The organism is Spirillospora sp. NPDC046719 (genome assembly GCF_040645715.1).
In the GTDB taxonomy this organism is placed as follows: domain Bacteria; phylum Actinomycetota; class Actinomycetes; order Streptosporangiales; family Streptosporangiaceae; genus Spirillospora.
Map to the genome: position 1 here is coordinate 1 of NZ_JBEYYT010000073.1, position 14,528 is coordinate 14,528.

17 protein-coding genes are annotated in these 14,528 nt (G+C 74.3%); 4 read left to right on the forward strand and 13 right to left on the reverse strand.

Features of this window, described 5'->3' with window-relative positions; translation table 11 throughout:
- Positions 1-74: 74 nt before the first annotated feature.
- The 3 genes from ABZ914_RS15440 to ABZ914_RS15450 form a co-directional block, all read right to left on the reverse strand.
- Positions 75-290, reverse strand: a complete 216-nt coding sequence (locus ABZ914_RS15440; protein WP_190858457.1) for a hypothetical protein — start codon at positions 288-290, stop codon at positions 75-77.
- 144 nt (positions 291-434) lie between these two features.
- A complete protein-coding gene (locus ABZ914_RS15445; RefSeq protein WP_500193562.1) occupies positions 435-1,124 on the reverse strand; it encodes a hypothetical protein in 690 nt (229 codons plus the stop codon).
- An 85-nt stretch (positions 1,125-1,209) separates the two neighbouring features.
- Positions 1,210-1,725 carry a hypothetical protein gene (locus ABZ914_RS15450; RefSeq protein ID WP_190858453.1) on the reverse strand — a complete coding sequence of 172 codons (516 nt, stop codon included), beginning with the start codon at positions 1,723-1,725 and terminating at the stop codon, positions 1,210-1,212.
- A 214-nt stretch (positions 1,726-1,939) separates the two neighbouring features.
- On the opposite strand from ABZ914_RS15450, the gene ABZ914_RS15455 reads away from it, so the two are divergent.
- The gene (locus ABZ914_RS15455) at positions 1,940-2,743 is read left to right on the forward strand and encodes an ABC transporter ATP-binding protein (protein ID WP_500193563.1); all 804 of its coding nucleotides are present in this window, start codon (positions 1,940-1,942) and stop codon (positions 2,741-2,743) included.
- Between the two features lie 10 nt (positions 2,744-2,753).
- Here the strand turns inward: ABZ914_RS15455 and ABZ914_RS15460 are convergent, their stop codons facing one another.
- From ABZ914_RS15460 to ABZ914_RS15500, 9 genes are all read right to left on the reverse strand, one after another.
- Positions 2,754-4,106 (reverse strand): AAA family ATPase, encoded by a 1,353-nt coding sequence (locus ABZ914_RS15460; protein WP_190858450.1) that lies wholly within the window; start codon positions 4,104-4,106, stop codon positions 2,754-2,756.
- Positions 4,103-5,575 carry a hypothetical protein gene (locus ABZ914_RS15465; RefSeq protein WP_500193564.1) on the reverse strand — a complete coding sequence of 491 codons (1,473 nt, stop codon included), beginning with the start codon at positions 5,573-5,575 and terminating at the stop codon, positions 4,103-4,105. The genes ABZ914_RS15460 and ABZ914_RS15465 overlap by 4 nt, the downstream gene beginning before the upstream one ends.
- Positions 5,576-5,582: 7 nt before the next feature.
- Entirely contained in the window at positions 5,583-6,689 is a 1,107-nt protein-coding gene (locus ABZ914_RS15470) for a hypothetical protein (RefSeq protein WP_500193565.1), read from the reverse strand.
- A complete protein-coding gene (locus tag ABZ914_RS15475) occupies positions 6,686-7,528 on the reverse strand; it encodes a serine/threonine-protein kinase (RefSeq protein WP_433235836.1) in 843 nt (280 codons plus the stop codon). The genes ABZ914_RS15470 and ABZ914_RS15475 overlap by 4 nt, the downstream gene beginning before the upstream one ends.
- 67 nt (positions 7,529-7,595) lie before the next feature.
- Complete coding sequence (locus ABZ914_RS15480; RefSeq protein WP_500193566.1) at positions 7,596-8,210, reverse strand: class I SAM-dependent methyltransferase; 615 nt, start codon at positions 8,208-8,210, stop codon at positions 7,596-7,598.
- 10 nt (positions 8,211-8,220) lie between these two features.
- On the reverse strand, positions 8,221-8,610 hold the full coding sequence (locus ABZ914_RS15485) for a VOC family protein (RefSeq protein ID WP_500193567.1): 390 nt from the start codon (positions 8,608-8,610) through the stop codon (positions 8,221-8,223).
- 63 nt (positions 8,611-8,673) lie between these two features.
- Positions 8,674-9,540, reverse strand: coding sequence for an NAD(P)-dependent oxidoreductase (locus tag ABZ914_RS15490; protein WP_500193568.1), 867 nt, complete (start codon positions 9,538-9,540; stop codon positions 8,674-8,676).
- Between the two features lie 165 nt (positions 9,541-9,705).
- Complete coding sequence (locus ABZ914_RS15495) at positions 9,706-10,836, reverse strand: phosphotransferase enzyme family protein (RefSeq protein ID WP_500193569.1); 1,131 nt, start codon at positions 10,834-10,836, stop codon at positions 9,706-9,708.
- 135 nt (positions 10,837-10,971) lie between these two features.
- Positions 10,972-11,373 (reverse strand): nitroreductase family deazaflavin-dependent oxidoreductase, encoded by a 402-nt coding sequence (locus tag ABZ914_RS15500; RefSeq protein WP_500193570.1) that lies wholly within the window; start codon positions 11,371-11,373, stop codon positions 10,972-10,974.
- A 160-nt stretch (positions 11,374-11,533) separates the two neighbouring features.
- On the opposite strand from ABZ914_RS15500, the gene paaI reads away from it, so the two are divergent.
- Positions 11,534-11,941 (forward strand): hydroxyphenylacetyl-CoA thioesterase PaaI, encoded by a 408-nt coding sequence (gene paaI, locus ABZ914_RS15505; RefSeq protein ID WP_500193586.1) that lies wholly within the window; start codon positions 11,534-11,536, stop codon positions 11,939-11,941.
- Between the two features lie 103 nt (positions 11,942-12,044).
- On the opposite strand, the gene ABZ914_RS15510 is transcribed toward paaI, so the two are convergent.
- A complete protein-coding gene (locus ABZ914_RS15510) occupies positions 12,045-12,911 on the reverse strand; it encodes a Sco1979 family transcriptional regulator (protein WP_190858592.1) in 867 nt (288 codons plus the stop codon).
- Between the two features lie 611 nt (positions 12,912-13,522).
- On the opposite strand from ABZ914_RS15510, the gene ABZ914_RS15515 reads away from it, so the two are divergent.
- Entirely contained in the window at positions 13,523-13,918 is a 396-nt protein-coding gene (locus ABZ914_RS15515) for a PPOX class F420-dependent oxidoreductase (RefSeq protein WP_190858433.1), read from the forward strand.
- Positions 13,919-14,056: 138 nt separating this feature from the next.
- Positions 14,057-14,362 (forward strand): hypothetical protein, encoded by a 306-nt coding sequence (locus ABZ914_RS15520; RefSeq protein WP_500193571.1) that lies wholly within the window; start codon positions 14,057-14,059, stop codon positions 14,360-14,362.
- The last annotated feature ends 166 nt before the right edge of the window (positions 14,363-14,528 follow it).

Sequence of the window (14,528 nt, forward strand, 5' to 3'; positions counted from 1 at the left end):
CGCGCCGGCAGCTGAACGGAGCCGACCGGGAGGATCCGCTGTTCACCGGCCCCTGACGGCCGGGCGCCGGCGGCTCAGCCGTACTTGACGACGATCACGAGGACGACGACCGCCCCCGCGACGATCATGGTGGCCTGGCCGCGCTCGCGCACCGCCGTCCGCCGCAGGCCGGCGACCCGCCGGCGGCTCAGCCGCATGTCGGACGCGGCGCGGCGGGCCCGCTCCCAGTGCCTGCCGGTGTACACCGCGAGCGCCGCCACCCCGAGGAGAAGGAAGACCGTTCCGCCCATCTGACCCGCCTCCAGTCGCGGAAAGTCAGATTGAACAGCGGAACGGCGGTGCCGGACCATGTCGCGTGACATATTTCCCGCGGTCGGGTGCAGACGGTCTGGCGGGCGGCGGTTCCGGAGCACCGGTCCGCCGCCCCCGCCGGGTCACCGGCCGAACCGCTCCGGGTCGATCTCGATCCAGATCTGCTCGGCGCGGCCGAGCAGCCGCCCGTCGGCGCCGTACAGCGCGGTCGCCGCGTGCATCTTGCGGCCCTCCCGGCTGCGCGCCAGCCCCATCACCACGCACTCCTCGCCGGCCTCGGGCACCTCGGTGACCTGCGCGGTCATCGTGCCGAGGACGGCCGGGCGGCCCGCCACGTCGAACGACCAGCCGCCGGGGCAGTCCAGCGCCGCCCACACCAGCGTCCGCTCCGGCACCCGGTCGGGCACCCACGGCGCCGCGACGGTGCCGTCGCCGACCTGCCCGGGCTCCAGCCGGAGCCCGTCGCCGGGCTCGCGCTCCGGCCCGCACACGAAGCAGCGCGGGAACGGATGGTTCTCGATCGCCCGGAACTTCTCCGCCGCCCGCAGCGCGTCCACGAACGGGACCGGCGGCACCGGCGGCACCACGATCGCCCCCGCGAGGGCCTCCGCGACGAGCGTCTCCCCGTCCCACATCCGCACGCTGTGCCCGCGCTCGTCCTCCACGGTGACCGTCAGTTCGGTCTCCAGCGGTGGCGGCTGCCGCAGCGTCACCGTCACCGTGTCGATCGGCACCCGCCCCGCCAGCAGCCCCGCCGTGTACCCCCCGTTGCCCGACCCGTCCGGGCCGTGGAACCGCCTATCGATGATCACTGGGTCCCCCGCAATCACATCCGCCGCACGAAAACGGCACCGATCATAATGAGCGGCACCGACATGCCGGGCCGTCGCCCCTGCTCTAGAGCGCGCGCGACGGCTGGGGGCGGCCCGGGCGGGTGGTGAAGAACACCGAGAGGGAGCCGCGCAGGCGGGCCCGGACGGTGTCCTCGTCGACGTCGACGTCCTCGGGGACGGGGGTGCGCTCCAGGGCGCGGGAGATGAGCACGTCGACCTTGCGGTCGGCGACCAGGACCGAGCAGGTGTCGCAGGCGTACCAGGGGTAGAGCATGTTCAGCACGGCGACGGCGGTGTCGTCGTCGGACAGGTGCGTGGTGTCCAGCTCGACCTCGAACATGTCGGTGTCCTCGGGGTCGAGCGTGGGGTAGTAGAGCCACGTCGGCCCGTCGGCGCCGCAGAAGTCGCACGCGGGCTCGCCCGGCGACGCTTCGCCGACGGCGAGTTCCAGCTCGTGGTCCCACGGCTCCACCCGGCGGTTGTGCCGGTATCCCACCCCGTCCAGCGAGCCCTCGCGGTTGTGGGTGACGTCGTGCACCTCGCCGCCGCAGCGGGCGCACATGAAGCCGATCTCCTCCATGTCCCTCCCTGATCGCTGAGGCACGGCTCTCACAGTATCCGGCCGGGAGGCTCCCTCGTACCCGGCGGCGCGATCGTTCGGGTACGTTGAAGATCTTCCGCCGCTCCGGCGATCCCGGCCCGGTGTTCCGGACGCATACCCCGCGCGCCTCCCCGCATGTCCCGGTGCTCCTTCCGCGAGCCCGTCCCACCGAGCCTTCGAAAGGGAGGTCCCCTTGTCCCTTCCCGCCCCGACCGACATCGTGCTCAACGCCGACAAGATCGACCTCGTCCGGGACCGGCGGCCGCTGCTCGACCAGGTCACCCTGACGGTGCTGCGCGGCGAGCACTGGGCGCTGATCGGGCCGAACGGCGCCGGCAAGAGCACGCTGCTCGGCATCCTCGGCGCCTACACCCACCCGACGCGCGGCGCCGCGGAGATCCTCGGCCGCCGGCTCGGCCGGGTGGACGTGCAGGAGCTGCGGAAGCTGATCGGCCAGGTCAACCCGCGGCACCCGCTGGAGTCGGCGCGGACCGTCCGGGAGATCGTGCTGACCGGCGTGACCGGCACCATCGAGCTGGTCCCGCGCTGGACGCCGACCGAGGACGACCTGCGCCGCGCCGACGAGCTGATCGCGCTGATGGGGCTGACGGCGCGCACCGACGCCCGCTGGCCGAACCTGTCGCAGGGGGAGCGGGGCCGGGCGCTGATCGCGCGGGCGCTGATGCCGGACCCGCCGCTGCTGCTGCTCGACGAGCCCGCCACGGGCCTGGACGTCGCGGCGCGCGAGCGGCTGCTCGCGAGCATCGACCAGTTGCGGGGCGAGCGCCCGGACCTGACGACCGTGCTGGTCACGCACCACCTGGAGGAGCTGCCGACCAGCACCAGCCACGCGCTGCTGCTGCGCGAGGGCCGGGTCCTGGCCTCGGGGCCGGCGGCCGAGGTGCTGACGACCGAGCTGGTCAGCGCGTGCTTCGACCACCCGATCACGATCACCCGGCACAACGGCCGCTGGGCCGCCACCGCCGGGCCCGCGTAGCCGCCGGTCCTCAGTCCGCGGCGACCCGGTGCCGGGCCAGGTGGGCGAGGATCGACTGGTTCGCCTCCCACCCGTCCGGGAACTTGACCGGCACGCCGAGGTGGACGGGCTCGGTGGACGGGTGGGCGTCCAGCAGCTCGGGGATGCCCGCCCGCGCCACCACGACGCACGCGTGCCGGTGCCGCGACGTCAGGACGCACAGCCGTCCCGACTCCAGGTGGAACGCGGTGGCGTCGCGGCGGCCCGACAGCGGGTGCAGCATGACCGTCACGTCGTACTCGCGGCCCTGCAGCCGGTTGGCGGTGTCGACGGTGATGCCCGTGCCGTGCTCGCCGAGCGCCGCGCGGATCGCGGTGACCTGGTCGCGGTGGGCGGCGCCGATCGCGACGCGGGTCGCGTCCACCGGCTTGGAGCCGAGTTCGGAGTGCGCGACCGGGCCGCGCTGCAGCAGCCGGACGGCGAGCGTCGCCGTCGCGCGGACGGCCTCGGCGTCGGTGCGCAGCGTGTGGCGGGCGGGCAGCTCGTACAGTGCCCAGCCGGTCGCCGCGGCCTCCTCCAGGGCGTGGTCGTAGCTGGTGCCCATGCCGCGCGCCCCGTACTCCAGCCGCCGGTCGCCCTCGTCCGTCCCGGCGCGGAAGCCGGTGAACGGGTAGAACGCGTCGGACACCACGGGCGCCGCGGACGCGGGGAGCCGCCACGACACCGGCAGCCGGTGGACGGGCAGGCCGGGATTGTGCGCGAGCAGGACCGAGACGGCGCTGCGCATCGGGTCCCAGGACAGCCCGGCCCAGCGCTCGACCTCGACGGTGGAGAACGGGTCGAGCTGGCCGGGGTCGCCCACGAACAGGGCGCGCTCGAACCGGCCGGCGATGCGCAGCAGCATGTCCGAGCGCATCTGGTACGCCTCGTCGACGATCGCCCACGGCCACGACCCGTCGGACAGCGTCGCCCACTTCGCGGCGGTCGCGATGACGATGGTGTGCTCGGCGAGGTCGTCGGCCTTCTGCGCCACCCGCACCGACGGATGCGCCAGCACCCGCTCGGACGGCAGGTACCCCGACGCCGACAACCGGCCCAGCGTCAGCTGGGGGTGCTTCGTCGCGATCCGCTCGATGAGGTCGTCGACCTGCTCGTTGGTCTGCGCCACGATCATCAGCCGCTCGCCCGCCTCGGCGAGGTGCGCGGCCGCGCGGACCACCAGCGTCGACTTGCCCGCCCCGGGCGGCGAGTCGACCACCACGCCGCGGTGCCCGCCGCCGAGGTCGGCGAGCACCCCGTCGACGGCCCGCGTCGCGGCCTCACCGGGATCGAGGCCGGGGGACGGCTCCGGCCCGGCCAGCGCGACCAGATGGCGTTCGGTCATGACCAGTCCTCTTCGGCGTCCTCGTCGGTCGGCACGTACTCCTCGGGCGGCCCGCCGTGGGTCCACGGCGTGTCCTCCCGGTCGGGGAACTTCGCGGCCCCGAACGAGCCCTCCGTCAGCGAGGTGAAGCACACCCGGTCGCCGACCGCGGGGACGGCGCCGGGCTCCGGGGTGAGCTTGCGGCCCATCCCGCCGGTCAGCTCCAGCAGCACGCCGCCGTCGCCGATCTCCACGATCCTCCCCTTCAGCGCCGGGCGCGCCGCGTTGCACACGGTCGACCCGATGTCGAGCCGCACGGGGTCCTCGGTGCGGACCCGCAGCAGCGGACGCAGCTTCGGCCGTTTGCCCGTCTCGTCCAGCCGGGCCGGGTCGCACTCGGTGACCGGCCCGCCGAACGCCTGCCCGGCCAGCCGGTGCTCGGCCATGACCAGGGGGTCGTCGAACGCGCGCTGCGCCTCGTAGGCGTCCTGGGCGCGTTCGAGATCGTGCAGCCGCCGCGCCGCCCGGACGGGCGGGTCGCGGCGCGCCTGAGGATACGCCTCGCCGAACGTCTGGTGGTAATAGGTGAAGGCGTCCCGGTCGCGCTCCCAGCGGCGCGGGACGCTCGCGCCCTCCGGCATCGCCCGCAGCAGGCCTACCGCCCGCCACATCAGGTCCCATGTCGGGGCGAGCTGCCCGCCGATGAGCGTGCGGAGGCGGTCGCCGGCGCGCGGGTCGCCGCCCGACCGGTCGTCGGCGGCGATCGCCGGGGCGAGCACCTCGTTGTCGAACGTCGGGTCGGTCGCGGGCCCGGCGGGCGGGCAGATCACCGGGTCCTCGGCGCGCGCCGCGGCGGCGGGGCCGTCCAGCCCGTCCGGCGGGTCGATCCACCCCATCAGCGCGGCGAGGTTGCCGTCCTCCACCGAGCTCTGCCCGGTCGCCCAGTGCAGCCGCAGCACCTCCGTCATCGCGCGCAGCAGCGACGACCCCGGATGGTCGTGCCTGTCGGCGAACCACGTCAGCCACCGGCCGAGCACCGGAACCGCCGGGTCGACCGCGTACGGGCCCTCGGTGCTGCGGAACCGCGTCGACCGCCCCAGCAGCCGCAGGAACGCGACACCGCCGCGGTTCGGCACGAGCAGCTGCGGCGCGTTGCCGTACCGGATCCGCTCGTCGCCCTCCTTGCCGGGCGGCAGCTCCTCCACCTCGCCGCGGCTCGTCTCGATGTGGTTCAGCACGAGCTTGGCCAGCTCCGCCGCGAACCCGAACCGCAGGTCGCGGTTGCGCGGCTGCGGCACCACCAGCAGCGACGGGTCGTCCGGCGCCGACCCGAGCATGACCGCCAGCGGCGCCGCCGCCTCGCCCGCGAGCTTCAACGGGATCAGCACCAGCGGCGCGTCCGACACGTGGACGTGCCGGACCGTCGCCAGCGGCTGCGCGATCCCGGCCCGCACCGCCTCCAGTCGCGCCAGCGAGCTCAGCGCGCTCATCGGGCCGTCACGCGAGGTCCGCGCGGCCGGTGCCGAGGGCCTCGGCGCGCAGCCGGGCCGCCGCGCGCAGCTGCTCGGCCGTCTCCGCGAGGTCGTCGGACGGGCTGAGCGACCCGTCCGCGAGGCCCAGCGCCGTGCCGATCGTGTCGACGCCGCCGAGGTCGTCGCGCACGGCCCGGCCGAGCGCACCCGTCGCCCCGCAGGCGCGCGCCTCGTCGCGGCAGAAGAACGCCATCTCGCAGCCCGCCATGCACTCGGGCGCGTAGCGCGCCTCCACCGTGCGGACGGAGTCGGCGAGATGCTCGCCGGGCTCGAACGTCAGGTCGCCGGGCAGCGCGTCCAGGATCCGGTCGACGCGGGTGAGGCGCGCGAGCTGCCGTTCCAGCACGGCCAGCTGCGGGCGGACGTCCAGCGGCGTCGCCGACGGCCGGTTGGAGAAGTTCTCCGGGCACACGAGGAACACCTCGTGCGACACCCGCGCCGGGTCGTGCCCGAGCTCGGCGACCAGCCGGCGCAGCGCCAGCACGTACACCGCCGACTGCCGCGCCGCCGCCGCGACCTGCTCGGGCTCGGCCTGCCCGTCCACCACCGCGAACGACTTGATCTCGATGACGTGCAGCCGGCCCTCGATCTGGAACGCGATGACGTCCGGCTCCAGGTAGGCGAGCTGCCCGCCGATCTCCAGCCGCAGCAGCGGGTGGTCGAACAGGGTGCCCTCACCGGTGTCGAGCGCCTGGGCGAGCAGCCGCCGGGTGCGGGTGTGCCGCAGCTCCCGCCCCTCGTTCCCCGCGACGACCTCCAGGTCGTCGTAGGCGACCTCGGTCACCGCCAGGCCCATCCGGTCGCGCAGCAGCGTCAGCAGCTCCGCGCACCCGTCGGCCTTCACCTGCGCCTCGAACGCGTTGCCGCGCGTGATCGCGAACTGCGACTGGCCGAACGGGGACGGGAACCCGAGCGCGCGCGCCACCGCGTCCTTGTCGACGCCCGCCGCGTCCATCAGCCCGCGGCGGGCGCAGCCGGGATTGGCGGTCAGCGCCGCGATCGTGCGGGCGTCGTGGTTGCGCGGCGGAGCGCTTCCGCGCAGCCGGTCCAATTCCGGCGCGGTCTCGGTCATCGGTCCGTTTCTCCAGAGCTGGCACGTCGCCGTGCGGAATCCTGCAGGGCCCGCAGCCGGCTGCCGAACAGCCGTTCCGCGTCGTCGAGCTGGGCCCGGGCGCGGCCGGCGGCCGACGCGCGGCGCCGCCGGTCGGGCTCCCGGTGCACGTCCAGCTCGGCCCGGGCGGCCTCGGCGAGCACGGCCGGATCGACTGTACCGACCGTACCGGTGACCGCACCGGGAATGTTGGAGGCGAACCGCCACAGCAGCCGCTGCGCGTCCGGCGAGGGCGCCGTGCGCCCGGCGTGCTCGGCGAGGCGGATCGCGGAGGCGAGGAAGTCGGTGCGCGGGCTGAGCGGCCCGACGATCCGCTGCTCCAGCGGCCAGGTGCTCACCGTGAGCAGGCCGCGCGCGGGGGCGAGCAGGTCGGCGGTCAGCGCGGCGCACAGGTAGTAGGGCCGCGCGTACGGCGCGGTCCGGAACGAGCGCTCCTCGTCGCGGCGCAGGCTCGTCAGCCGCGTCCCGGGGATCTCGCCGGGGAAGAACGCCGCGTACACCGACCCGATCAGCTTGGGCGCGGCGGGCACCCCGAGCAGCGTCAGCGCCTGGTGGACCTGGTCGCGGACGGGCAGCAGCCCGCGGCGCCCGTCGCTTCCGGCGGGCGCGGGCTCCTCCGGCTCGCCGGCGTCGCCGAGGACGGCGGTGTCCCACTCCTGCTCGGCGCGGCGCAGGTCGGCGCGCAGCGCGCGCGCCGTCCGCCGGTCGCCGGTCGCCATCGCGCGGCGCACGCCGGCGCGCAGCTCCGCGATGCGCGCCTCCAGCGCGTCGGGGGCCGGGACGCCGGGGGACGGGGGCATGCGGCAGACAGTACAGGAGCTTCCAGACAGTTCCAGCGTTTTCCAGCTTTCGCGGCGGCCGGTCCGATCAGCGCGGCCGGTGCCAGACGACGGAGTACCGCCAGAGCAGATGCCGGCGGAACACGGCGCCCGGCAGGAGCCGCAGCGCCTCGTCCCGTACCTCGCCCCAGGTCATGTCGGGATCGGCGAGCGGCGCGCCGGGCTCGCCCGCGGTCCCGCGCTTGAGGAGCCGGCGGTGCAGGACGTGCCCGGGCACGCCCGCCGCCCCGTACAGGAAGTCCTTCGGCCCGGCGTTGTTGGCGAGGCCGAGGACCACCAGCGCGCCGCCCGGCCGCACAGCGTCGCGCATCGCCGCGATGCCCGCGGCGAAGTCCATGTGGTGGATCGTGGCGACGCTGCACACGAAGTCGTAGTACCGCTCCGGGAGGTCGTACTCCAGCAGCCCGGCCTCGACGAAGTCGACGTTCCCGACGCCCTCGCTCAGCCTCTTCGCCTTGACGACCATCTCCGCCGACCGGTCGAGCCCGGTGACGTGGCGGGCGCGCGGCGCGAGCCGGCGCGCGAGCAGCCCGTCGCCGCTGCCGACGTCGAGCGCCTCGCCGCAGCCGCGCGGCACGTTGCGCAGGACGAGGCCGTGGTAGTGGGTGTTGTGGTTCCAGTACTCGGCGGGCGTCTCGGTCATGGCACCTCGCTCAGGATCGCGGGTCGCGTCGCAGCGGGTGCCCTTCCGGCACCTCCACGAGGACGATCCTCACACCGTCCGGGTCCTCGATCCACATCTCCACCAGGCCCCACGGCTCCTCGCGCGGCTCGCGGACGACGCGCGCCCCGGCCGCCGCGAGCCGGTCGTGCTCGGCCCGCACGTCGCGGACCTGCAGCCAGATCATGGGGGACGGGCCGGCGCCGCCCGGCCCGTGCCCCGACACCTCCAGGAATCCCGGCCCGAGGAAGAACACGACGCCGAGGGAGTCCGGCGGCCCGAACTCGCGGTACACCGCCAGCCCCAGCACGTCGCGGTAGAACCGCCGGCTGCGGTCGAGGTCGGCCGGACGCAGCAGGATGCGGCTGCTCAGTACCTCCATGCGCCCATCCTCGCCCCGCGCCCGCCTCCGCGGCGCCCCGCCACGCCCACGGGACCGGACGGATCAGCCGCCGAAGCTCGCCCGGTAGGTCGCGGCCATGTCCTCGTCGCCGTGGCCCTGCTCGATCACGCGGCGGAACCGGTCGCCCGCCGCGTCGTTGACGTCGACGCGGACGCCCGCCGACGCGGCCGCGTCGTGGATCAGCCGGGTGTTCTTCTCGGCGTTGCGGACGGCGAAGCTCGTCGCGTAGTCGTCGGCGAGCATCGCCTTCATCTTGATCTGCAGGTAGGCGCTGTCGAGCGCGCCGCCGGTGAGGACCTCGCCGAGCAGCGCCGGGTCGAGCCCGAGCCCCTTGGTCAGCGCGACGGACTCGGCGATGACGGAGGTGAGGGAGATGGCGTAGCTCACCGCGGCGAGCTTCAGCCGGGTGCCGGCGCCGCTCGCGCCGTCCTCGTCGAGCCAGAGCGTGCGGCTGCCGATCGCGCCGAACACCGGGTCGAGGACCGTCCGCGCGTCCTGCGGGCCGGCCGCCAGGACCATCAGCTTGCCCTGTTCGGCGGGCTGCTTCGTGCCCTGCACGGGGGAGTCCACGAAGGTCGCGCCGTGCTCGGCGGCGAACGCGGCGAGCCGCGGGACGTCGTCGACGCCGACCGTGCCCATCTGCGCCCAGATCCGCCCGTCCCGCAGCGCGGGCGCGGCGTCGGTCATCACGGCCAGCGCGGTGTCGCCGTCGTTCAGCATGGTCATGACGACGTCGGCGCCCTCGACGGCCTCGGCGGGCGAGTCGACGACGGTCGCGCCGTCCGCGGCGAGCGGCTCGGCGCGCTCCCGGGTGCGGTTCCAGGCGGCGACGCCGTGGCCGTTCTTCAGCAGGTTCCGGGCCATCGCGGCGCCCATGATCCCGGTGCCGAGCAGTGCGATCTGCGTCATCTCCGGCTCCTTTTGGACTGATCGATACATAACGGTGCGGGACAAGCCTGGCACACGGCCGCGCGTCGCGCATCCCGGAAGGTCTTACCCGCCGGCGGCCGCCCATCGCGGTGCCGCACGGCTCTTTCGCGCGAGCCCGACCCGGCGGGCGCGGCGGGGGAGGGGTCAGCCGTAGGCGGGGCTGCCGTCCGGCACTTCGGCGAAGGCGTCGGTGTACGGCGCGGCGAACACCTCGAGCGTGCGCTCCAACTGCGCCGACCACCAGGACACGAGCCCGGCCGCGCCCCGCTCGCCCGCGCCCTCCTCGCCCAGGTAGCGGTGCCGCAGCGGCGCCACGTCGCAGAGCCGCTCCCACCACTCGCGGTGCACCGCGGACTGGATCTGCCCCGCGTCCAGCGGGAACGCGGCGCGGTGCCCGCGCACGAACGCCTGCACCCGGTCCAGGTCGAGGCCGCGCTCGTCCTCGCAGGCGAACAGCCGCGCCGCCGCCCGCACGACCTCGCCCGCGACGGGACCCGTGGTCAGCGCGTCCCAGCCGAGCACCGCCGTGACGTTGCCCGCGCCCGCGTACCGCAGATGCCCCGCGTGGAACGCGCCGTGCAGGTGCCCGACCGTGCTGACCTCGATCTCCGGCGGCTGGTGCCCGGCGAACTCGGCGAGCAGCGCACGCCGCTCCCGCAGCCGGCGCGCGGTCAGCGCGTCGAAGTCGGTGCCGCCGCCCTCCGGCACGGCCGCCAGCATCGCGTCGACGGCGGCCGCCGCGTCCGCGGCGCGCGGCGTCGGCACGAGCAGGCTCTGCTGGACGGGCGGCGTGATCCGCTCCATCTCGGCGTGCAGCCGGCCGAGCAGCCCGCCGAGCTCCTCACACTGCCGGAAGGTCAGCTCCAGGCCGCCGCGGCGCCGCCCGGCGACCCACGGGTACAGCGCGTAGGCGTGCCCCGAGGCGGTGACGAGCGTGCGGCCGGACTTCGCCGGCAGCGGCGCGAGCACGGGGAGCCCCGTGGCGTCGAGCGCGCCCGTCAGCTCGTGCTGGAAGAGGACGCGCTTCCGTTCGGCCGGGGCGTACTCCTTCAGGAGGAACGGGCCGCCGGACGCGCCGACCCGCCAGCACCGCCGGCCGGACGCGCCGTCCAGGGTCTCGGGCGCCGGCGCCGCGTCGAACCCCCAGCGCTTCAGCAGCCGGGGCGGCGGACCCTCGTCCGCGCCGTTCTCGCCGGTCGCGGGATCGCCGGCGCCGAGCATGGCGGCGCCGCGCTTTTCGGCGCCGTGCTCATCAGCGCTGGGAGACGTCGGCACCTTCGCACCTCGGCGGCCTCGGACGGACGGCGGTCGAACGGATGTTCCCACCCGACGCTACACGCCCCGGCGCTCCGGCGAAAGGGAACCGGCCGGGCCGGGCGGTTCGCGCCCGCGCCCGGCGCGCCCCCGACCTCAGACCCGCTCGAGGACGACCACGGGGATCTCGCGGTCCGTCTTCTGCTGGTACTCGTCGTAGGCGGGCCACGTCGCCGCCATCTTCTTCCAGAACGCCGGCTTCTCCTCCGCCGTCGCGGTGCGCGCCCGCGCGGTGAACCGGTCCCCCTTCACCTGGACCTTCACCTCGGGGTTCGCCTCGAGGTTCAGGAACCACTCCGGCGGCTCGTCCGCGCCGCCCTTGGACGCCACGACCAGGAAGGCGTCCCCCTCGGGCTGGTAGATGAGCGGCGTCGTGTACTCCTTGCCGCTGCGCCGTCCCTTCGTCGTGAGCAGCAGCGTGACCGTCCCCTGCCAGTCGTGCCCTTCCGCGCCGTCGGTCTCCTGGTAACGCTCGACGTGCTCCTTGCCGTACAGCATCGAGTCCTCCTCCATCCGGTTTCGGCCGTACCGCGGCCACCTGTGTGAACCCGCGAGCCCCCCATGACCTTCCCCGTGACGGGGGCCCAAAGCCCGGACGCTCATTACGCTGGGGACGGTGAGCGACCCGGTGGAGCTGGCGCGGCGATGCGCCGAGACGATGTACGCGGACGACAAGGTCGCGCAGGACCTCGGGATGGAGATCACCGGGATCGCGCCGGGACGGGCGGTGCTGCGCATGACGCTCTCCCCGGCGATGGTGAACGGCCACGGGATCGCCCACGGCGGCTACCTGTTCCTGCTTGCCGACTCGGCGTTCGCCTACGCGTGCAACACCTACGGCGCCGTCACGGTCGCCGCGTCCGCCGACGTTGTGTTCGTCGCGCCCGCGCGCGCGGGCGACGTGCTGGAGGCGACGGCCGTCGAACGCACCCGGTACGGGCGCAGCGGCGTCTACGACGTGACGGTCAGGCGCGTCCCGGACGGGGACGTCATCGCGGAGTTCCGCGGCGGCAGCCGCAGCCGGAAGGAGAGCGTCCTGGACGAGGCGCCGGAGCCGCCCCGGTAGAAGGACGACGGAGACACCCGCTGGAAGGACAGCGGAGGCGATTGCTAGAAGGGCCGCGGAGGCGCCCGCTGGACGAGCCCGGAGGCGGCCCGCTAGCGCGCGGTCAGAGCTCCTTGAGGATGCCGGTGAGCAGCCGGCCGGTGTCGTCGGGGCGCGCGGCGGTGATGCACAGGTTGTTCATCGCGCGCATGTACGTGTCGACGTCGGTCGGCTTGTCCAGGTACAGCGCGCTGGTGAGCTGCTCCAGGTAGACCACGTCGGACAGGCCCGGCTCGGCGAACCGCAGGATGGTGAACGGGCCGCCGGCGGCCGCGTGCCCGCCCGCTCCGAACGGCACGATCTGGAGCGTGACGTTCGGCAGTTCCGACATCGCGATGAGGTGCTGCAACTGCCGGCGCATCACGTCGCGGCCGCCGAGCGGGCGGCGCACGACCGCCTCGTCCAGGACGGCCCACAGCGTCGGAGCGCCGGGCGAGGTGAACCGCCGCTGGCGGGTCGTGCGGAGCTGGACGCGCCGCTCGACCTCCTCGTCGGAGGCGTCGGAGTAGCCGAGGCGCACCACGGCGTGCGCGTAGTCCTCGGTCTGCAGCAGGCCCGGCACGAACTGCAGCTCGTAGGTGCGCAGCAGCGACGCGGCCTCCTCCAGCCCCAGGTAGACCTCGAACCAGCTCGGCAGGACGTCGCCGTAGCGGTGCCACCAGCCGGGGGTGTTGGCCTCCTTGGCCAGCTCCAGCAGCGGCGCGCGCTCGGCGGGGTCGTTCACCCCGTACAGGGTGAGCAGGTCGGAGACGTCGCGCTCCTTGAACCCGACGCGCCCCAGCTCCATCCGGCTGATCTTGGAGTGCGAGCCGCGGATCTCGTAGCCCGCCTGCTCGGTGGAGATGCCGCGGTCCTCTCGCAGCCGGCGCAGCTGGGCGCCGAGCAGGATGCGCAGGACCGTGGGCCCGCCACGCCGCGGGTAGTCGATCAGCCTGCCGGGCTGGTCGCCCTCGGCCGGAGGCGTGGGTGCGGCTGAATCCTGGGGCAAGGGGTCACCAGCCAGTCGACGGGTCTGTTCTGGGGCGGAACGGCACCGCCCTATGTTAGAGGATCGAAGCACGTTTTTGGGAAGTATGAAAAAGCGCGTCTTCGGCAAAACGGCTCATCCGTGTGAGAACGGTCGAGCTGGACGCTCCGTGCGCCGATCGGCGCGGGTGAGGATACTCCCGCCGGGCCCCTGGATCGAACCGGGGGCGGCGCCCGGCGGGCCCGATCGGCGTTTTGGAGCGTGACCACGGCCCGTGACCAGTGCCGTCGGTGGCGAGCCGAACGCGGAACGTGGCGAACGGGTGACGATCTCGTTGACCGGGAGGTCATTTTCATAGCGGCGAAGTCACTGCCGGCCCACGAATTGCCTGGCGTTTCGCGGTCTTCTGCACGCCAATCGGCACCGGTATTCCGAGGCGATCGTATGACGCGCGAATGACGGCGGTCATCTCGTTCGGTGAATATCGGCGGGACGGGAACAGACGGCGCGGTGCCGGGGTTGGCGACCGTCGAGCGTGGAAGGCACCCGTTGAAGCCGTCCCATGAGGAGGATCCATGAGCAAGCTGTCCGACGAGGCCAAGGCACTGCTGAACCGTCCGCTGCCGGGGTGGGCCACGACCGTCCGCCCGGACGGCTCCCTGCACAACACCGTCGTGTGGGTCGGCCTCGACGGCGACGACGTCCTCATCAACACCGCCGTCGGGCGCGCCAAGGAGCGGCACCTCAGCAAGGACGCGCGCGTGTCGGTCAGCGTCCTCGACCCCGACGACGCGTTCCACTGGGTCAGCGTCTCGGGCGAGGGCAGGCTGGAGACGGAGGGCGCCGTGGACGTCATCAACGGGCTCTCCGAAAAGTACACCGGGAACGCCACCTATCCCGTCCAGGAGGGTGAGGTGCGCCTCACCGTCCGCATCACCCCTGATCAGGTCCTCTACAGCGCGGGCGGGTGACCAAGCTCTCGTCCCCTTCGGGCGATCTTCGGGTCCGGGACGGCGTTCACTTGTCGGGAGGGCGCCGCGTACCGCGGTGACGCCCGCGGCGCCCCGGCACTTCCCGGAACATCACCGAGATCCACTCTTGGGGGAACCATGAACGCGACCCTCGAGCGACCGGAGGTCCGGTTTCTCACCTCGGGCGAGGTCACGGACGCCCAGCGCACGGAGGCCGAGCGTGCCGTCCGCACGGCGCTGGACGGCACCGGGGCCGCTTCCGTGCAGGTCACGCTGAGCATCGTGGCCGACCCGGCGCTGCCCAGGCCGGCCCTCGCCAGGGCCGTCGCCGAGCTGGACGGGCAGCAGCTCCGCGCGCAGGCCGCCGCGCCGACGCTGGAGGAGGCCATCGGCCTGCTCCGGCACCGGCTCGCGGTCCGCGCGTCCTACCGCCGGGCGGGCTGACCGGCCGTCCTCCGGACGGGCGGCCGACCCGCGCTGACCGCGCGAACGGGGGGGCGCGCGGCGAAAGGGCGCCCCCGCCCCCCCCCCCGGGCCCCCCCGGCGCCGCCCCCCCCACCTGTCTCCAGAGGTCGCCGCCCCCCACGCCCACGCGGCTGTAATAGCCACA